17 protein-coding genes and 4 pseudogenes are annotated in these 19,945 nt (G+C 36.6%); 11 read left to right on the top strand and 10 right to left on the bottom strand.

Features of this window, described 5'->3' with window-relative positions:
* Positions 1 to 37: 37 nt before the first annotated feature.
* From P6280_RS04090 to hopJ, 7 genes and pseudogenes are all read right to left on the bottom strand, one after another.
* Positions 38 to 147, bottom strand: a pseudogene (locus P6280_RS04090) (DUF262 domain-containing protein); the annotation flags it as partial.
* Positions 148 to 167: 20 nt separating this feature from the next.
* A complete protein-coding gene (locus P6280_RS04085) occupies positions 168 to 776 on the bottom strand; it encodes a GIY-YIG nuclease family protein (protein ID WP_283237071.1) in 609 nt (202 codons plus the stop codon).
* 2 nt (positions 777 to 778) lie between these two features.
* Positions 779 to 1,705: pseudogene (locus P6280_RS04080) on the bottom strand (DNA adenine methylase).
* Positions 1,706 to 1,720: 15 nt separating this feature from the next.
* Positions 1,721 to 3,520: a translational GTPase TypA gene (typA, locus tag P6280_RS04075; protein WP_283237070.1), complete on the bottom strand. Its 1,800-nt coding sequence runs from the start codon at positions 3,518 to 3,520 to the stop codon at positions 1,721 to 1,723.
* A gap of 45 nt (positions 3,521 to 3,565) precedes the next feature.
* Positions 3,566 to 4,414, bottom strand: coding sequence for a glycosyltransferase family 9 protein (locus P6280_RS04070; RefSeq protein ID WP_283237069.1), 849 nt, complete (start codon positions 4,412 to 4,414; stop codon positions 3,566 to 3,568).
* On the bottom strand, positions 4,380 to 6,017 hold the full coding sequence (locus P6280_RS04065) for a class I SAM-dependent methyltransferase (protein WP_283237068.1): 1,638 nt from the start codon (positions 6,015 to 6,017) through the stop codon (positions 4,380 to 4,382). Before P6280_RS04065 ends, P6280_RS04070 begins: the two co-directional genes overlap by 35 nt.
* Positions 6,018 to 6,024: 7 nt before the next feature.
* On the bottom strand, positions 6,025 to 7,125 hold the full coding sequence (gene hopJ, locus P6280_RS04060; protein ID WP_283237067.1) for a Hop family outer membrane protein HopJ/HopK: 1,101 nt from the start codon (positions 7,123 to 7,125) through the stop codon (positions 6,025 to 6,027).
* A gap of 118 nt (positions 7,126 to 7,243) precedes the next feature.
* Here hopJ and gltX point away from each other — a divergent pair, with 118 nt between their 5' ends.
* Positions 7,244 to 8,635 carry a glutamate--tRNA ligase gene (gene gltX / locus P6280_RS04055; protein WP_283237066.1) on the top strand — a complete coding sequence of 464 codons (1,392 nt, stop codon included), beginning with the start codon at positions 7,244 to 7,246 and terminating at the stop codon, positions 8,633 to 8,635.
* A gap of 97 nt (positions 8,636 to 8,732) precedes the next feature.
* On the opposite strand, the gene P6280_RS04050 is transcribed toward gltX, so the two are convergent.
* From P6280_RS04050 to modA, 3 genes and pseudogenes are all read right to left on the bottom strand, one after another.
* Entirely contained in the window at positions 8,733 to 9,515 is a 783-nt protein-coding gene (locus P6280_RS04050; RefSeq protein WP_283237065.1) for an ATP-binding cassette domain-containing protein, read from the bottom strand.
* Positions 9,512 to 10,181 (bottom strand): annotated as a pseudogene (modB, locus tag P6280_RS04045) (molybdate ABC transporter permease subunit). Before modB ends, P6280_RS04050 begins: the two are co-directional and overlap by 4 nt.
* A gap of 21 nt (positions 10,182 to 10,202) precedes the next feature.
* Positions 10,203 to 10,666, bottom strand: a pseudogene (gene modA, locus P6280_RS04040) (molybdate ABC transporter substrate-binding protein); the annotation flags it as partial.
* A gap of 111 nt (positions 10,667 to 10,777) precedes the next feature.
* Between modA and P6280_RS07620 the strand changes: the two are divergent.
* The 10 genes from P6280_RS07620 to P6280_RS03995 all read left to right on the top strand — a co-directional run bounded on the left by P6280_RS07620 (position 10,778) and on the right by P6280_RS03995 (position 19,935).
* Complete coding sequence (locus P6280_RS07620) at positions 10,778 to 10,930, top strand: hypothetical protein (protein WP_000234764.1); 153 nt, start codon at positions 10,778 to 10,780, stop codon at positions 10,928 to 10,930.
* Positions 10,931 to 10,974: 44 nt separating this feature from the next.
* Complete coding sequence (locus P6280_RS04035) at positions 10,975 to 11,535, top strand: outer membrane beta-barrel protein (protein WP_058338353.1); 561 nt, start codon at positions 10,975 to 10,977, stop codon at positions 11,533 to 11,535.
* Entirely contained in the window at positions 11,519 to 11,701 is a 183-nt protein-coding gene (locus tag P6280_RS04030) for a hypothetical protein (protein ID WP_283237064.1), read from the top strand. The genes P6280_RS04035 and P6280_RS04030 overlap by 17 nt, the downstream gene beginning before the upstream one ends.
* Positions 11,702 to 11,853: 152 nt before the next feature.
* A complete protein-coding gene (locus P6280_RS04025; protein WP_220928318.1) occupies positions 11,854 to 13,104 on the top strand; it encodes a cation:proton antiporter domain-containing protein in 1,251 nt (416 codons plus the stop codon).
* A gap of 96 nt (positions 13,105 to 13,200) precedes the next feature.
* On the top strand, positions 13,201 to 14,937 hold the full coding sequence (locus P6280_RS04020; RefSeq protein WP_283237063.1) for a M3 family oligoendopeptidase: 1,737 nt from the start codon (positions 13,201 to 13,203) through the stop codon (positions 14,935 to 14,937).
* Positions 14,922 to 15,422, top strand: coding sequence for a hypothetical protein (locus tag P6280_RS04015; RefSeq protein ID WP_283237062.1), 501 nt, complete (start codon positions 14,922 to 14,924; stop codon positions 15,420 to 15,422). The genes P6280_RS04020 and P6280_RS04015 overlap by 16 nt, the downstream gene beginning before the upstream one ends.
* Positions 15,423 to 15,433: 11 nt before the next feature.
* Positions 15,434 to 16,921, top strand: a complete 1,488-nt coding sequence (locus P6280_RS04010; protein WP_283237061.1) for a DUF5644 domain-containing protein — start codon at positions 15,434 to 15,436, stop codon at positions 16,919 to 16,921.
* A gap of 1 nt (position 16,922) precedes the next feature.
* A complete protein-coding gene (locus P6280_RS04005) occupies positions 16,923 to 17,237 on the top strand; it encodes a hypothetical protein (RefSeq protein ID WP_024117443.1) in 315 nt (104 codons plus the stop codon).
* A 9-nt stretch (positions 17,238 to 17,246) separates the two neighbouring features.
* Complete coding sequence (locus tag P6280_RS04000; RefSeq protein WP_180482888.1) at positions 17,247 to 18,014, top strand: TerB family tellurite resistance protein; 768 nt, start codon at positions 17,247 to 17,249, stop codon at positions 18,012 to 18,014.
* Between the two features lie 25 nt (positions 18,015 to 18,039).
* The gene (locus P6280_RS03995; protein WP_283237060.1) at positions 18,040 to 19,935 is read left to right on the top strand and encodes a motility associated factor glycosyltransferase family protein; all 1,896 of its coding nucleotides are present in this window, start codon (positions 18,040 to 18,042) and stop codon (positions 19,933 to 19,935) included.
* The last annotated feature ends 10 nt before the right edge of the window (positions 19,936 to 19,945 follow it).

Here is a 19,945-nt window from a genome sequence, read left to right as displayed (position 1 = left end):
TTTTGTTTAAAGCTTTTGAGCGCGCCCACTAAAAACACTTCTTCTCTTTTTTGAGCCGCACACACTCACGCTGAATGTTGGGCAAAAAATAACGAACATTCAATCCATCTACCACATTTTAATGCTATTATTCAAAAACACACCCATGAGAATCTCCTTATTTTATATTACTTAGGTTTGTCAATCGCTTTTCTATGGACGGCCTTTTCTCTGTTTTGAGCTTTTTGAGTGATATTGGCATGCTCATCTTTAATATCATTTGGCCAATCTTTGCCTTGCTCTTGCACATTCCATTTGGGTAATGCGTCATTGCTATTGTTTCTATAATCCGTCAGGCAAGCTTGCTCTAAAAGTTTATAGCTTATGCTTGCATCTTTGATTGCACAAAAACCAAACAAGCCTTTCACTTGAGTTTCAAAATTAGGCTGATAAATCATATAAAATTCTATTTTAGCCCCTGTGAGTATTGTGTGATAAAGAAAATACCACACGCCAAAACTTCTAATATTAGGCCTCCCTTTGACTCCCCCATCTTTATAAATATTGAGCGTGCTTTTAATCCCACCATCTGCTTGAGAGCCACCAATTTTTTTAATCTCACCATTCACTACAATTAAATACACTCTAGCCACATTTTGAGTTAAAATATTTTGAGATAAAGATTGATTATTTTCATCTTTTAAATCCTTAAGATAGTTAAAATTTAACTTTGTGCTGTCTTTCACGTATTCTACATCAGCGATTTTAAAGGCAGTTTTGACTTCGCTAATATGCATTTTTACTCCTTGATAATCAATAACTCATGAGATTGTTTGACATGGTTACTATCGCCTCTTTCTAAGCGATTTTTACCCATTCTGATCTCGCCTTGTCCCATAGTGTATTGCCGAGATGGCTCTAAAATTTTAAAATCTTTATAAGCATTCCTTACAAATTCGCAGTCATTATAACTTAAAATAAATGGCCCTTTATGCCTTTTTAGCATGTGAGCAATATTTCATGTTTAAAACCATTATGGTGGATAGGAAAATTACGCATAGGATAAATCCCCTTAAACATTTTAGAATTTTCTAACACATAAGGAGGGTCAAGATAGAAAAAATCATTAGGATAAGCGAGCAACACTTCTTCAAAACTAGAGCATTCCACCTTTAAACTAGGGGCATTAAAATCTTTAATTTTTAAAAGGGTGTTTAGATAGCGTTGTTTGTCAGTGTAAATTTTACTCATCTACCCTAAAAATCCTGGCCCATAGCTTAAATTAAAGTTAAAGTAATAATCTCTAGCCAAAATTAAAGGGTCTAAAACGCATTCTTTTTTATAATGGGCTTTTAACTCTTGTTTGATAATGTTGTAAGTTTCTTGCGTAGGTTCTAAAGAGAGCAAATTATTATAAAGAGCTTGTTTGTCTTTGAGCAACACTTGATAAAAATTCACTAAAATGTCAAAAATATCAAAGCCCAACACTTCTAAACCCAACTCTGTCGCGCATGCAATTTCCACGCTCCCCCCACCTATAAAAGGGCTAATAATCCTACGCACACCATTAGGTATATACTCCACTATTAACCCTACAGCTAAAGACTTGCCCCCCATATCTTAAAGGGGCTTTTATGTAGCGTTTGTAACGCCCATTATTGGAGTGTAGATTGTGCAAAAAAACACCTTTTTTACTAGCGCTTTGGTTGAATAAATTGGCATGCATTCCAAAAAATTCTATTTATTTTTTCGCCCTTTTCCTCATGTTGGGGTCTAAAATCTTTTTCCTGATCCTTAAATTCAAGGGGGTAACTTCTAAAATCTCATCTTCTTCAATCCATTCTAGCGCTCTTTCTAACACCATAGCCCTAGGCGGGGTGAGTTTGATCGCGTCATCGCTCCCGCTCGCTCTCATGTTGGTTAAATGCTTGGATTTAATGGGATTGACATCTAAATCATTATCCCTGCTGTGCTCGCCAATGACCATGCCCACATAAACCTTAGTTTGGGGGTTGATAAAAAGCGTGCCTCTTTCTTGGATATTGAAAAGGGAAAAAGCGGTCGCTTCGCCATTCTCCATGCTGATTAGCGCCCCATTTTTGCGCGATTCCACGCTCCCGCTAAAAGGGCGGAATTCCAAAAAGCTGTGATTCATCACGCCTTCGCCCTTAGTGTCGGTTAAAAACTCGCTCCTATAACCGATAAGCCCTCTTGCAGGGATTTCAAATTCTAATCTTGTATAGCCGTCGCTCATGGGATTCATCGCTTTCATCTCGGCTTTTCTTTTGCCTAATCTCTCAATGATAGCCCCGCTAAAATCTTGAGGCGTGTCAATCACTAAATGCTCAAAAGGCTCGCATTTAACGCCATTTTCTTCTTTAATGATGACTTCAGGGCGTGAAATGCTAAACTCAAACCCTTCACGGCGTAAATTTTCAGCTAAAATAGTGATTTGCAATTCCCCACGCCCGCTCACTTTAAACTTGCCCTCGCCCATTTCTTCGCATTTCATAGCGATATTGGTTTGCATTTCTTTTAAGAGCCTGTCTTTCAATTTATTAGCAGTAACATGCTTTCCTTCTAACCCGGCTAAGGGCGAATCATTGACAGCGAAATACACGCTCATCGTGGGCTCTTCTAAATGCATGGGATCTAAAGGCATGGGATTAGTAGGATCAACGACGCTATCGCCCACATCCATTGCACTAAAGCCGGCAATCGCTACAATATCGCCCACATAAGCGTTTTCAATCTCAGTCCTAGCCAGCCCTAAAAAGCCTATAAGCTTAGTGATACGGCCATTTTCTTTACTCCCATCGCTTTTCATCAATAGCACGCTTTCATTCTTTTTAACCGAGCCGTTAAACACTCTAGCGATACCGATTTTGCCTACATAATTGTCATAATCAAGCGTAAAAATTTGCATTTGTAAAGGCTCATCAACGCTCCCGCTAGGGCTTGGCACATGCTCTAAAATCGTTTCAAACAAAGGCTCTAAATTTTTCTTTTCATCGTCTAAACTTTTCATCGCATAGCCATCTCGTGCGGCGGCATACACCACAGGGAAATCCAATTGTTTATCGCTAGCCCCCATCGCTACGAACAAGTCAAAAACTTCATCCACCACTCTATCCGGCTCAGCGGCAGGCTTATCAATTTTATTCACCACCACAATAGGGCAAATCCCAAAACTCAAAGCCTTTTTAACCACGAATTTAGTTTGAGGCATGACCCCTTCTTGCGCATCCACTAAAAGCAGCACCCCATCCACCATTTTTAAAACGCGCTCCACTTCGCCCCCAAAATCAGCATGCCCGGGAGTGTCAATGATATTGATTTTAGTGTCTTTGTAATAAATAGCGGTGTTTTTAGACAGGATAGTAATCCCTCTTTCTCTTTCTAAATCATTGCTATCCATCACCCTTTCATCCACTTTTTCCCTCTCACTAAATGTGCCAGATTGAGAAAGTAAGCCATCTACTAAAGTGGTTTTCCCATGATCAACATGCGCGATTACAGCGATATTTCTAATATTTTTCATAAATGTCCTAACAAGCAAAATTGAAATTAGAAGTATAACACAATATTATAACAGCCCCAAATGGCGGAATTTTTTGGCTAAATCCTGTTCTATAGAATGGCTTTTGTGGGCTTTTAGAAAATTTTCATTCTTACCATTAGGTGGCATGAAATCGTCATTATCCCTATAAAAAAAGATAAAATAATTTTTCTTTAAATAGTAAGCCAAATGGATCAAAAACGAATCCCCCCCTATATACAAATCGCTTTCTAAAATCAGGTTTTTAACTTCTTCTAAACTGGTTTTAGCGCGATAATGAGTAACTCCATCTTTTAAAAAAGCGTATCGTTCTTCAAAATCTAAAAGCGTAACGCAAAAGGGTTTTAAGAGTTTTAAAACGATTTGCAAATGCTCTAAAGGGATACTTCGCTCTATTGATCTTGTGAAAGGGTTGATTAAAATCTTTTTGGGGTTTTTTAAATTCATAAGATATGAAGAATGATCAAAAACATGCCCATAAATTTGAGAAAACAACTCCTGGCGGTTTTGATAAACATTTTTAATTTCTTTATTAGGAGCGGTTATGGGAATGAATGTGGCTAAAGAAGCGCTTCTAAAATCCTGTTTTTCCAAAATCAAATGTTTGATTTGATGCTTTTTAATGGCTTTTAACAACAATAAAAAATCCTTCATCGCCCAAAAAACGCCTTGTTTTTTAAGATCATAAAAAGCAGGGACATTTTCAAAAAGAGGAATGATTTCAAAATATTTTTCGCATTCTAAAAGCCTGGCGATTTTTAAAGTCAAATGAGTGCCTAGGATTTTAAGGGGTTGTTGCTGTTTGGAAGCGATTTCTTTTAAAAGGCTGAGCGTGATGAGGTTATCCCCTAAAGCCAAAAGACAAGCGATGTGCATGGTTTTTCCTGATTGTAAAATGTTTAGGGTCTTTTTTTTCTATCCCTAAATTTTTCAAATAAAATTTTTCATCAAAACTATTGTTGATAAATTGCGCAAATAGGGGCAAGCATTCCAAATCTTTTCTTAAAATTTTATGCGTTTTAAAAAGCGATTCAAAAATAAATTGCATTAAATCGCTGTTTAATAATTCCTTTAGAGCATTAGCATTGATAGGAAAATTTTCTTTTAAAACAAACATGTTCGCGCTATTTAAAAAAAGGCGTTGCTTATTATCATAAAAAAAGACAAGTTTTGAAGAAATGAATTTATACACGATTTTTTCTCTAGACTGATAAAGGCTTAAGGGAGCGACTTGCTGGCAGTCTTTTAAATCAGCGTTAATGAATTGGCTAGGGGCTTTTAATCTGTCTTTTAAAATATCTGAACCTCTAAAAATAGGAATGGTATTTTTTTCTTGTTTGGAGTGTAATTTTTCTTTATTGTTGCCTGTAACAATCCCTAAAGCAAAATGAGCGTTATTTTTTAAAGTTATATAAGGAAGGGAAAAAAGGTGGTCTAAAATTTTATTTTCTTTGCTAGAGCAATGGATATTAAAAATCTTTTTAGGGTTGTTTAAAAAAGAAGAGGGCGAGCGTTTGAACTCCCTATTTTGATAAAAGCATGAGATTTTTTGATCCTTGTTAGGGGTTTTTTTAAGCGCCAAACCCACAGCCTTAGTCATTAGGGTTTTAAAGGGTTTGTTAAAATCAATAAGGCTTCTAATTTGAAACTTCAGAGCCATTTCTCGCATTTTGCTAAACGCATCAATATTCAAACAACTTTCGGGTAATAATAGCCCCAAATGAGCGTTTTCTTTTAAGCAATTCAAACTCGCTATAAAAAAGAGCGACGCGCTATCTAGGCTTTGAGAGAGGTTGAATCGCTGTTTGAAATTTTCTTTTTGGTTTTGGTTGTATTTCTTGCCCCATGGCGGGTTAGTGAAAATGCAATCAAATTGTGGGGTGTGTTTTAAATTTAAAAAATCTTTTTGCACAATATTAGGGCAATCTAAATGATAACGATCTTTAATACGCTTTTTAGTCAAAGCGATAGCAAAAGCGTCCGTATCATAGCCATAAATATTTTCAACCTTAAACCCCAATTTTAAAGCATGCATGATAAAATTCCCGCTCCCCACAGCCGGATCGCAAAAAATCGCTTGAGAGGTGTCAAAATCTTTAGGGAGAGTGAAAAGTTGTTCTACTATTTTATTAGGAGTGTAGTAAATGCCTTCTAAATTTCTGGTGGTGTTAGAAAGCTCTTCTTCATAATAAGAACCCAACCTTTCTAAATCAGAGCTATTTTCTAATATTTTTAGGTATTTTAAAATCAATTCTTGATGGTTATGCGCACCTTTTAAGGATTTGTTAGCGTATTTGTTAAGCTTGTTTTTCCCTAAATGGTTGCGGCAAAAATCTAAAAAAGAGCTTGTTTTCACATAAATTTTATGATCAATCTCTAGTTTCTCTAAAAGATTGGTTTTGATCCAGTTATGCACGCTGCTATGAGAAACATTGACTAGGCGAGCGATTTCTTCAACAGAAAGAGCGTTTGAAGGCATTTAACCCCTAAAAACTATAAACATAACTCACATTAAACACCACAAGGCGTTTGAAAAAGAGGGAAGTGTTTAACCCTTTGCCATGCGTTTCATAAAAGGAATTTACCGCTAAAGGGATTTTTAAGCCCATTTCAAAGCCATTATGCCTATTTACATTCACACGAACCCCAAAATTCAAAGGGATTTGGAAAAAACTCGTGTGCATTTTAGCTTGATAGCCCGTCAAGTAATGGTTGATAAAATCCGTTTCACTCACCCACATGCTCAAACCACTCCCCACCCACGAACTCCCCGCTAAAGCAAAGCCCGCATAAAAACCCACGCTAGAATGTTTTTGTGAATTATCAATGAAATTATACAGATAGTCTATTCCAAGCCCATAGAGGTGGTTATTCATTTTGCCCAAACCATCAAAGCCATTACCCACAAAACCAAAATTAGTATAACCATAGTCATAGAACAAGTAATAGCGAAACCCTTGATTTTTTTTCTTGGTAAAGAAATGCTTATAACCCACATTCAAAGTTACCCCATACATGTTTGAAATGTTTTTAGAATAAGAGTTAGGATCAAGCGCGTTTAGGGAATTTGAAATTTGAGCGGTTTGAGAAGATAAAGAAGAAAGCATGCGGTTTTGGGATTGATTGAATTGCAATTCTAAATTTTTTAAGTTTTCTTCAAATTCCAAAGGGTTAGTGGTGGGTTCTCGTATTTTTTCTAACGCTTGGACTAATTGGGGGTTAGATGCAGCGCCACCACTAAGCATCACGATTTTTTCAATATTTTCAAAGCTGGATTGGAGGTAGTATTTCTCAGCTTGCATTTCAGTAGGGGTTAATTGAGAATGGTTTTTCAAATTGTTGTTGATGTATGCAAAGGTGTTAGGCATGTTGGTGATTTCATTTTTGACTTGATTGAGTTTAGAAATTTTATTTTGAGCGTTAGAAATGGTTTGGATGCGTTCTTGATTCAAAAAAGGGTTATTGTGTTGGATGGCATGACTGATAGAATATTCAAACCCCACGCTCGCATACGCTCCATTTTCTTCAGCGATGCAAAAAGATAAAAATAAAGGCAAAGATAAAAAAGAAAATAAGGTTTTTTGCATGGGTTAGTCCTAATCAAAAATAATCTCAATCATACACTAATTTTAATAGAAAAAAGTGAAACCATTTTTAAGCCATTTTTGAATACAATAAGAGTATTTTATTTTTAAGGTTAGAATAATGAGTTTGATCGTTACGCGCTTCGCTCCATCGCCCACTGGCTATCTCCACATAGGAGGCTTAAGAACAGCCATTTTCAATTATCTTTTTGCACGAGCCAATCAAGGAAAATTTTTTTTACGCATTGAAGACACGGATTTGAGCCGTAACTCTATAGAAGCGGCTAACGCCATTATAGAGGCTTTCAAATGGGTAGGGCTAGAACACGATGGAGAAATCCTCTACCAATCCAAACGCTTTGAAATCTATAAAGAATATATCCAAAAACTCTTAGATGAAGACAAAGCCTATTACTGCTACATGAGTAAAGATGAGTTGGATGCTTTGAGAGAAGAACAAAAGGCCAGGAAAGAAACCCCACGCTATGACAATCGTTATCGTGATTTTAAAGGCACGCCCCCTAAAGGCATAGAGCCTGTGGTAAGGATTAAAGTCCCGCAAAATGAAATCATTGGTTTTAATGACGGGGTTAAAGGCGAAGTGGAAGTGAATACTAACGAATTAGACGATTTTATTATCGCCAGGAGCGATGGAGTGCCCACTTATAACTTTGTGGTTACCATTGATGACGCTTTAATGGGGATTACTGATGTGATTAGAGGCGATGATCACCTTTCTAACACCCCTAAACAAATCGTTCTCTATAAGGCTTTAAATTTTAAAATCCCTAATTTTTTCCATGTGCCGATGATTTTGAATGAAGAAGGGCAAAAATTAAGCAAACGCCATGGGGCCACTAATGTGATGGACTATCAAGAAATGGGCTATCTTAAGGAAGCTTTGGTGAATTTTTTAGCGCGTTTGGGGTGGAGCTATCACGATAAAGAGGTTTTTAGCATGCAAGAATTACTGGAATGGTTTGACCCCAAAGATTTAAATTCTTCGCCCAGTTGCTTTAGCTGGCACAAGCTTAATTGGCTCAACGCTCATTATTTAAAAAACCAAAGCACGCAAAGATTATTAGAACTTTTAAAGCCTTTTAGTTTTAGCGATCTCTCGCATTTAAACCCCACCCAGTTAGATCGCTTATTGGACGCTCTCAAAGAAAGATCTCAAACTTTAAAAGAATTAGCCCTTAAAATAGATGAGGTTTTAATCGCTCCTGTGGAATATGAAGAAAAGGTTTTTAAAAAGATCAATCAAGCGCTCGTTATGCCCTTGTTAGAAAAGTTTAAACTGGAATTGAATAAAACCAATTTCAACGATGAAAGCGCGCTAGAAAACGCCATGCATAAAATCATTGAAGAAGAAAAGATTAAAGCGGGTAGTTTTATGCAGCCTTTAAGATTAGCCCTTTTGGGTAAGGGGGGCGGGATAGGCCTTAAAGAAGCGCTTTTTATTTTAGGCAAAACAGAGAGCGTTAAAAGAATAGAGAATTTTTTGAAAAACTAAAAGATTGGCTCTCTAAAATGGGGGCATAAAGTTTGCGTTTTTTGAAAAATAAGAGGGTTTTAAGAGAAAAATAAAAATATTTCTAAAATTTTTTGCCCTAACTGAAATCAAGCTTAAAAGTTGGATTCAGACAATCTTTTGGCAAACTAATCGTTTGAGGAATGACCTCATAATGGCAATAATTTTCATCTTCAAAGAGAGGTTTTATCAATAAGCGGTTTAAAAAAGGCAGATTTTCTTGATTAGGATCAATAACGCCATTGTTTAAAAAGAGAAAAGTTCGCGCGAGTTTGGTTATTTCATTGGGGTTATGGCTTACCAATAACACGCTTAAATTTTCACGCTTGATAAAATCAAGCAAACCTTGTTGCACTTCGTTTCTTAAGGCGTTATCTAGGGCGTTTAAAGGCTCATCTAAAAGCAATAAATTCTTGGCTGCGATTAAAGCTCTTGCTAAAGCGACTCGTTGGGCTTGTCCGCCAGAGAGTTTGAGGATTTTTTGCTGGCTTAGATTTTCTAAACGCATTAAGCGTAACACTTCGTGGATTTTATTTTTATCTCTAGGGTGAGCAAAGGCGATGTTTTGATACACATTTAAATGAGAAAATAGGGCGTAATCTTGAAACACAAAGCCGATTTTTCGTTGCTGTGGCTTTAAAAAAATCTTTTTTTGAGTGTCTAGCCATACTGAATGATTGACTTCAATATAGCCACTATCCACTGCTTCAAGCCTTGCTAAAATGCGTAAAATTGTGCTTTTACCCGCTCCAGATTCTCCTAATAAAGCCACAACTTCTGCTTCTTTAATTTTTAAGTCTATATTCAAATCAAACGCGCCCCTAGATCCTAAAAGGCGTTTTTTAAATCGCACTTTTATCATAAAAATGAGCTTTGTTTTTTATTCAAAAATATGGTAACAAATAAGAGGCTAAAACTGATAAGCGTGAGCGTTAAGGCGTATTGGTGGGCTTTAGGGAAATTGAGCGCTTCAGTTTCGTTAAAAATCGCAATACTAGCCACTCTTGTTTCCCCTAATATATCACCCCCCCAAGCATCATCACCACGCCAAATTCACCTATAGTGTGCATAAAAGTTGTAATGATAGCCATCAATAAACTAGGTTTAATGTTAGGGAGTAGGACAAAAAAAGGGTGTAATATTCCCTTTTACCCAAGCTATAACTGGCTTCTTTTAAAGAAGTAGGCAAGGAAATTAACGCGCTTTTAATAGGGCTTACCATAAAGGGTAAAGAAAAAATCACACTCCCCAAAATAAGCCCTTGAAAACTAAAAACAAGTTTCACATTTAACGCATCTTGTAAAAACGCTCCCAAAAAAGAAGAAGGCGAAAAAATTAAAAGGAGATAAAACCCTAGCACGCTTGGGGGTAAAACTAAAGGCATATACACAAGCGTTTCTGTCAAGCTCGTTAAAAGATTGCGCTTAAGACTTAAAAAATAGCCTAAAAAAATCCCTATAGGGAGTAAAATAAGGGTGGTAATAAAAGCTAAAGAAAAGCTCAAACGCATGGTAATCAAAAACTCCATTGTTCGCCTTTTTGATGCGTTTTAATCCACAATATAGCCGTATTCTTTAAAAATAGCTCTGGCTTTAGGGCTGAATAAAAAATCTTTAAAGACTTTAGCTAAAGGGTTATTAGCCCCATTTTTAGTGGTAATCAAGGCTTGTTCAATAGGGCTATAAAGGGCTTTCAATGATGAAATAAGAGAGGTTTTTATCTTTTTTATCAATCAAGGATAACACTCCAAAGCCCATTTTAGCGTTTTTAGTAGCGACAAATTGATGGGCTTGAGAAAGAAATAGAAGCGTCATAAACGATTTTAGATTTAAGACTGGGAGTGAGTTTTAAATGATCTAAGACTTCCATACTGGCTTTTCCATAAGGGGCCAGTTTAGGATTAGCCATAGCGATACGCTTAATTTTAGGATCTTTAAGAATTTCTAAAGAATCTATTTTTAGATTTTCGCTCCATAAAACCAACACGCCTTTAGCATAGACTTCTTTTTTAAAGCAACAGCGATTTTTAAATCCTGCGCCAACAGAGTGCTTGAAAAAATACGATTAAAAAGGCAAACGCTTTGAAAGTATTTTTCATAGAACTCCCTTTTATTATGATTGGAGTTGGTGATTATACCTAATTTGTATCTTAAAAATTTGTATTTTAAAAGTTTGAGGTGGTTTTGTAGGCGTATCCCGCTTATCCATGATTTAATCAATATTTTCACTCTAAAACCCTCAATCTTTGATAAAAAATTAAATCTTTTAGAAAAATAACCGATTTTAGGGTGTAACTTTAATTTCAACAAGAAGGATTTATTATGATTAAAAGAATTGCTTGTATTTTAAGCTTGAGCACGAGTTTAGCACTTGCTGGCGAAGTGAATGGGTTTTTTATGGGTGCGGGTTATCAGCAAGGTCGTTATGGCCCTTATAACAGCAATTACTCTGATTGGCGCCATGGCAATGATCTTTATGGTTTGAATTTCAAATTAGGTTTTGTAGGCTTTGCCAATAAATGGTTTGGGGCTAGGGTGTATGGCTTTTTAGATTGGTTTAACACTTCAGGGACCGAACACACAAAAACCAATTTGCTCACCTATGGTGGCGGTGGCGATTTGATTGTCAATCTCATTCCTTTGGATAAATTCGCTCTAGGTCTTATTGGTGGCATTCAGTTAGCCGGAAACACTTGGATGTTCCCCTATGATGTCAATCAAACGAGATTCCAGTTCTTATGGAATTTAGGCGGAAGAATGCGTGTTGGGGATCGCAGCACGTTTGAAGCGGGCGTGAAATTCCCTATGGTTAATCAGGGCAGCAAAGATGTAGGACTTATCCGCTACTATTCTTGGTATGTGGATTATGTCTTCACTTTTTAATCCGTTCTTTCATTCGCTATTCTTCATCAAATTAAACCCTAGCCGACTCTTAAAAGGTTGGGGTTCAAAAATCTTTTTCATAAATAGAAAGTTTGCCTTAGTGCAGTATAATCCTAGCGTTATAATTTTTATTTTACTAAATAGAGCGTTTGGTGTTTGCGTTTGAATATGGGTTTAGTAAGATTTAAATAATAAAATACTTATATATATTTGATAGATATTATTTTATTCAATAGTGTTATTTAATGACTCAATTTAATAGGATAGTTTTGCTTTTATTTCTTTAAAACAAATCGATTCTACTGGGGAAAGGTTTTTATGGAAAACAGCACACTTTATATTGTTATTGCTGGCTTATGGCTTGCTGTGGGCTTTGGAATCTTTTTAAAGAAATTAGACATGCCTGTTATCATTGGTTACATTTGCACAGGAACGGTCTTAGCGGCTTTTTTTAAAATTAATGATTTTAATTTGTTGTCTGATATTGGTGAATTTGGTATCGTCTTTTTAATGTTTATGATAGGCATTGAGTTTAATTTTGACAAGCTCAAATCCATCAAACAAGAAGTGCTCGTTTTTGGGCTTTTACAAGTAGTTTTATGCGCTTTAATCGCTTTTTTACTGGGGTATTTTGTTTTGGGTCTTTCACCCATTTTTTCCCTTGTTTTAGGCATGGGGCTTTCGCTCTCTTCAACCGCTATTGTGCTGAAATTCTTTGAAGATTCCAAACAGCTTAGCACGCCCATGGGAAAGAGTGCGGTGGGGATTTTGATTTTCCAAGATATTGCAGCCATTCCCATGCTTTTAATTTTAACGATTCTAGGCAGTAAAGATTCTAATGTTAATTTACTCATTCTTAAAACCTTTATTTCAGCAGGGATTATTCTAGTTCTTTTGTTATTGCCTGGAAAAAAAGGGGCTAATCTCATCTTAGAGCAAGCAAAAGACACGCGCTTGCCTGAAATTTTTATAGGCACGATTTTAGTGATTGTTTGCAGCGCGGCGGGGTTGAGCCATTTTTTTGGGTTTTCTATGTCTTTAGGAGCGTTCATTGCGGGCATGGCCATTTCTAAATCGCGCTATAAAATCAATGTCCAAGAAGAATTCGCGCAATTAAAAAACCTCTTTTTAGCCCTTTTTTTCATTACGATAGGGATGCAAATTAATGTGAGTTTCTTTATAGAAAAGTTCTTTGTTGTCATCTTTTTACTCATTTTAGTGATGGGTTTTAAGACGGCTATCATTTATGCGCTCTTGCGTTTTTTTAGAGACGCTAAAACTGCCATAAAAACCGCTCTTTCTTTGGCGCAAATCGGGGAGTTTTCTTTTGTTATCTTTTTAAATTCAGGCTCGCACCAGCTCTTTAATTTGCAAGAAAAAAAAGGGATTCTTGGTTTTTTGCACCAAAAAAATATCTTAAGTATCGCTCAAAATGACATCCACCAGCTCCTTATTCTTATGGTGGTCTTTTCTATGTTAGCAACCCCTTTTATTTTAAAATACCTAGAATCTATCGCTCAATTTATTTTGCACCAAAAGAGCCAAGAAAATGAGCCGGCTAAAAAATAATTGCGTAAAAACCAAATGATAAGTTTGCTTGTATTGTAAGTGTTATGTTAAAATACAAGCGTATTGAACTCAAACTATTAAACAAAGGGGGCTTTTATGAAAGAGCAAGAATGGGATTTAAGCGCTTTATTTGAGAATAAAGAAAGTGCAGAAGAATTTTTAAAAACCTTACAGACAGAAGTGCAAGAATTTGAGAGCACTTATCAAAATAACCTTAAGAATTTAGACATTGCAGGATTTGCCAACGCTCTTAAACATTACGAAGATTTGTCAGAAAAGATTTCTAGGGTGATGACTTACGCTCAATTGCTTTTTGCTAAGAACACCAAAGAAGCGAAGTTTTATTCGCAATGCGAAATGGCTTGCACGAATATCCAACAGCACCTTTTGTTCTTTGAAATTGAATTTAAGAATTTAGACGCCAAAAAACAACTCGCTTTCATTAAAAAATGCAAAAACCATGCTTTTTATTTGAACAATCTCATAGAAAGGAAAAAGCACACCCTAAATTTAGATGAAGAAAAGATCGCTCTAGCTCTTTCACCTATGGGAGTGGGCGCGTTTAGCCGTCTTTTTGATGAGCATTTTTCTTCTTTGAAAATCCCTTTTGAAGAGCAAAACTTGAGCGAAGAAGAAATTTTAGCCCTCTTGCACAACCCCAAACGCAAGATCCGTAAAAAATCTCAAAAAGCTTTCAGTAAAGCGTTAGAAAAATCTCGCCCTTTGCTCACTTACATTTTAAACATGGTGCGTAAAGATTTGCTCATTGAAACTAGGCTGAGAAAATACGATAAAAAAGAGAGTTTCCGCCACATTGACAACCAGATCTCCCAAGAGAGCGTGGATAGCATGCTAGAGATTGTGAACGCTAATTTTTCTTTAGTGCATCGTTACTACCATCAAAAAGCGCAAATTTTAGGGCATAAACTCAAAGATTACGATCGCTACGCCCCTTTAAGCGATGAAAATACCACCATGACTTACTCTCAAGCTTTAGAAGAAGTGCTTAACACCCTTAAAGCCTTTAGCCCAGAATTTCACAAAATCGCTTCTAAAGCGATCAAAGAAGGCTGGGTGGATTCGCACCCTAAAGATTTTAAGCAAGGCGGGGCTTTTAGCCATGGCGGGGTGCCTAGTGCTCACCCTTATGTGTTATTAAACTACACAGGAAACCGCCGAGACGCTTTCACTATCGCTCATGAGTTTGGGCATATGATCCACCAAGAATTGTCCAAAAAACAAGGCGTATTGAACATGGATACGCCCTTAACCACCGCAGAAACCGCTTCCGTCTTTTCTGAAATGCTGTTTTTTGAGCATTTAAAAAAGGGTTTAAAATCTGACGAGCTTCTTTTCATGCTAGCAGGCAAGCTAGAAGATATTTTTTCTACCCTTTTTAGGCAAGTGGTGATGACTAATTTTGAAAGAAGAATCCATGAAATTGATGAAGAATTAGACACCAAAGATTTTGATCGAATCTGGTTTGAAGAAAACCAAAGGATGTTTGAAAAGAGCGTAAAACTCACTAAAAACTACCATTTGTGGTGGAGCTATATCCCCCATTTTATCCATTCGCCTTTTTATTGCTACGCTTATAGTTATGGGCAGCTTTTAACTTTGGCGCTTTATGGGCTTTATAAAAAAAGCGACGCTAAAGAGTTTGTTAAAACTTACACGGAATTTTTGAGTTTAGGAGGGTCAAAAAGCCCCAAAGAATTAGTGTCCATGTTTGGCTTTGACATTGATAGCAAAGAATTTTGGGAGATTGGCATGCAAGAGGTGTGCCATTTGTTAGAAGAATTTGAAAGGTTGCTCGCATGCAAAGAGAATTAAGGCTTTTAAACAACAAACATTGCATGGAATACTTGCAATTTCTGTCCAAAAACCATTTGAGTTTTAACCTTTTATGCGAAAGAGATGCGATTGATTTTTCCCCCAAGCTCCCTAAAGAAATTCATGAAAAATTCGGCGCGTTGGTGCTGTTTGTTTTAGCCGGATACACCTTAGAAAGCTTGATGATTGACACACAAAGCGTGCAGTTTGAAGCCGGGTTTGGCCCTAATAATATTGGCAGCGTGGTTCAAGTGGAACTTCCTGGCATCATTCAAATCCTTATCAAAGAAAAAAATGAAAATGTCGTTTTATTCAATCGTTGCGATTCGCTTGAATTGTTTCAAAAAGAAGAGCCACTCTTTCAAGAGTCAAAAAAAGACGAGCGAGAGTCTAAAGAAGAGTTTAAAGAATGGCTGGATTCTAAAGAGGCTTTTTTTTCCAATTCCAAAAACCGTGCGATTTTAGAAAATCTGCACAAAAGCTAAAGGACTGATTGATGAGCGTTTTGAAATTGCATGTAAAAGTCTTTCGTTTTGAAACCAACAAAGATTACAACCCCGCTTATGAATCTTATTTTTTAGAATACCAAGAAGATCAATACCTTTTGGATCTTTTAAAACAACTCAAGGGCGTGAGTTATAATGAAAATATCGCGCTTAAAATCAACCAAATTGCGGTGTTTGAAGACGCTAATGTGAGCGATTTGGTGGCGTTTTTTTCTAAAGAATGGGTGCTAGATCCCCTATCCAAACGATACGCTTTAAAAGACTTGGTGATTGATGAAAAGGCGGTTTTAAAAAACTATGAAGATTTTTTCAAACAAGTCCCCTACATCACTAAAGGCGAAAAAGAAGAATTAGAAAAGTTTATCCAAATCAATTTTATCAACCCCCAAACAAACCCTAAATATCTGGGCGATGGCTTTTTCTTGTATGTTAAATGGCTGATGAAGCGCTACCCCACAGAGCGCGACCGGTTATTAGAGATGATTTCTCAGCCTGAAAGCGGTGTGATGAATTTTTTAAGCGTGGCGCATTATCTCTATAAAAACGATGACAACATTGACCATGAAATCTATGAATTGCAAGAAATCCTAACCAATTCCAAAATCAAGCCATGGAAAGATTTTTCTAAAAACCTTTTAAGCCTTTTTCAATACCACTCTAACCCCCCTAAAACGCCTAACCCCCCTAAAACTTGCACGCTCTTTAACGCTTATGCGAAGCATTTAAACGCGCAATCGCTTCTAAAAAGTGCTAAGCTCTATTTAGAAAAAATGGGGCAAAAAGTCATTGATCTGCCTTTTTGTTATGATGGAGGCTATTATGGGAAGATTATAAGCACGCATGATTTTCTCACGGCTTGCGCGTATAACCTGGCTCTAGCCAAAGCCAATGGCGTTTCGCTCATTTTTTGCGAAGAAGATGCGTATTTGAACATCTTGCATGCTAAAGAAGTTTTAGACAACAACCCTGAAATCATCGACTCCATTAATGAAAAATTGAAAAAATACCAGCTTGTTTATGAAAAAGGCGTTGAGATAGTCTATCTTAATGAGTGGGTTAATGAATTTTTGGCATGGGAATTGAAAAGCCCTTTTGATGCGTTTTTAGGGGCTGAATTTTCTCGCATCAAACAAAGCGATCATTTTTTCAATAAAATCCGTTTAAAAGCCCCCCATTTTTTAGAGTCTTTTCAAAATTACGCCCCCCTTTTAGAAGTCAATGAAGCAAGCGGCTTACTCCAGTGCGCGCATTTACGCTATTTAGGGATTGATTTAGGGGCGGATTTTTTAATCGCGCATTCCTTAGGGCTTTTTTACGCTTTTGAAAATTTAAGCTTAAAAGCTTCAAAGATTTATAAAAGAGATAATGACAACACCCCCACTTTATTTTTACCTCAAATCGCGCTAATGGCTATGGGGGAAAAAAACACGCAAGCTTTAGGGCTTGATGCACATTACCATAAGTTTACTTTCATTTAAAATGAACGCTTTTTTAAAACTTGCGCTCGCTTCTTTGATGGGGGGACTTTGGTATGCTTTCAATGGCGAAGGCTCTGAGATTATCGCTATAGGGATTTTTTTATTGATTTTGTTTGTTTTTTTTATCCGCCCTGTGAGTTTCCAAGACCCAGAAAAACGAGAAGAATACATAGAACGGCTTAAAAAAAACCATGAGAGGAAAATGATCTTACAAGACAAGCAAAAAGAAGAGCAAATGCGTCTTTATCAAGCCAAAAAAGAGCGAGAGAGCAGGCAAAAACAAGACCTTAAAGAACAAATGAAAAAATACTCATAAAGGAAAAAAATGGAAATCATTTTATTAATTGTTGCGGCGGTTGTGTTGTTTTATTTTTACAACACCCTCAAAGAATATTTGAAAAACCCCCTAAACCCTAAAACAAAAACCGAAGAATACGACTTGAAAAATGACCCCTATTTGCTGGTGCAATCTAGCCCCCTAGACAAATTCAAGCAAACCCAAACAGGCGCGTATATGCGTCTTTTAAAGTTTTTAGACATTCAAAAAAACGCTTTGGATAATGCCTTAAGAACGCTTTTTATCAATGAATTAGAGCAGCCCTTAAACAGCGAACAGCAAAATTTAGCCAAAGAGCTTCTCAATGAGCCTGTGGATAAAAAAGAAAATTTTGAATCCTTATGCCAAGAAATCGCCGACCACACGCATGGGGAATACGCCAAGCGCCTGAAATTAGTGGAATTTCTCATGTTATTAGCCTATGCTGATGGGATTTTGGATAGCAAAGAAAAAGAATTGTTTTTAGATGTGGGGGCGTTTTTGCAGATAGACAATCAAGATTTTAACGAGCTTTATGATAATTTTGAACGCTTCAATTCCATAGAAATCCCTATGTCTTTAGAAGAAGCAAAAAATCTTTTTGAAATCCAAACTCATATAACCAAGCAAGATTTAGAGGAAAAAGCTTTGGATTTGAGTGCTCTCTACTACCATAAAATGAACGACAACAAACGCTACAGCGAACAGGATTTTATCTCGTTAAAAAAGATCGCCCTCGCTTCCCAACTCTTAGAAAATGGTTTAAAAAACTCCTAAGGGGTCTTATGAAAAAGGCTATTGAATGCCCTTTTTAAAAGCCCTAGAATCTTTTGATGCGCCCTTTTTAGAAAAAGAAATTTTAAAGCGTTTTAGGGATAATTTAGTTTTTTTCAAATCTTATAATCCCCATCTTTTTAACGCTCTCAATACGCCTTTTAAAAATTACCAATTGCTTTTTGAACAAAACCACTTCAACCTCTTACACACGCCCACAAACGCTTTAAGCTACCCTAAAAATCAAATGGTAGGAATCGCTTTTAACATGGCTTCTAACCCCCTGAATAATCCCAGATGGTCATTAGACAATAACCACCTCTCTTTACATTATTTAAAAACTCAAAACAACCCCAAACTCCCCCTAACCCTTAAAGCCACGCATGCGATCTCAAACTTTTTAGATAATTATCAAACGCCTTGCTCTTTAAAAAAATTCTTACCCCCTACCATGATTTATGGCGTATTAGACGGCTTGTTTTTGGCCATTTTACAGGCTCAAAATTACCGCTTCCATTCGCTTTATTTGTTTGAAGAAAATTTAGATTTGTTTAAGATCAGCTGTTATTTTGCGCGTTATGAAGATTTGATTACAAAAGGGGCTAAACTCTTTATTCAAGGGTTTTTTAACCCCAATGAATTAAAAATGGATTTTTTGAAACGCCCTGTCACGCATTCTTTTTTAAAGCTAGAAATCATGCCCTATAAAAGCGCTTTTAATTCACGCATGAAAGAAAACATTCAAAGCTATTACAAACAAGCCTTAAGGGGTTGGGGGAGCTTTGAAGATGAATTGCTAGGATTAAAGAACACGCTTAAAAACTTACCCTTATACCAAACTCTAAAAACCAAACCTAAAAAGATTAACGCTCCCATTTGCGTGGTGGGTAACGGGCCAAGCCTGGATTTATTGTTGGATTTTTTAAAAGAAAATGAAGATCATTTCATCATTTTTTCATGCGGAACCGCTTTAAAGCCTTTAAAAACGCATGGAATCAAAGTGGATTTTCAAATAGAAGTGGAGCGCATAGACTATCTTAAAGAGGTTTTAGAAAAAGCCCCCCTAGAAGACACCCCCTTAATAGGGGCGAACATGCTCAATCCTAACGCTTTTAATATAGCCAAAGAAGCGTTCATGTTTATGCGTGGGGGGAGCGCTTGCACGTATATAAGCCCTTTAAGTATAGAATACGCAGCACCTTTTGTGGGCAATGCCGGGGTGGCTTTAGCGAGTTTGATGAGCGATGAAATTTATTTGTGCGCCTTAGATTGCGCTTATATCAAAGGGTTTAAAAAGCACGCTCAAAATTCCTATTATGAAAATGAAAAAGAAATTGACCCTTCGTCTTTAATCAGCGTAGAGGGTAATTTTAAAGGTTATGAAACTTTTAGCGACTCGCTTTTTTTGCTCTCTAAAGAAAGGATTGAAGAAGCCCTTAATTATTACCAGCCTAAAAAAGTCTATAATTTAAGTTATGGGGCTAAAATCAAGCATGCCGTTAGCCTCAATCGCTCTCAAGTAAAATTGAAACCTTCCAACAAACAAGAAGCTATCGCTCGCATTAAAAGCATGTTTAACCCTAAAAGTCATCATGCTAAGGATTTAAAAAATTTACAAAAAAATCTGATCAGTTTTAAAGAGGATTTTTTCATGCGTTTAAACACGCCTTGCAAAACCAAGCAAGAAATCTTTGAATGGGTGGATAGCTTGAGTGGATTTTGCCAAACAACCAGCGCTAAAACCCCTACTATAGGCATTTTATTTGAAGGGAGTATCGCTCATATCTTACAAAGCGTATTGATCGTTTCATTGCATCTTAACGAAAATGAGCTTGCGTGTTTTACCAACCACTCTCAAAACACCTTAAAACAATTCCTTAAAAAAGCTTGTTTGTTATTGCAAATGCAACTCAAACAACCATGATTTTTATTTT

The sequence above is a fragment of the Helicobacter sp. 219-2 genome, from assembly GCF_030053225.1.
Classification (GTDB): Bacteria; Campylobacterota; Campylobacteria; order Campylobacterales; family Helicobacteraceae; genus Helicobacter; species Helicobacter pylori_C.
This window is presented reverse-complemented; position numbering and strand designations above follow the sequence as displayed.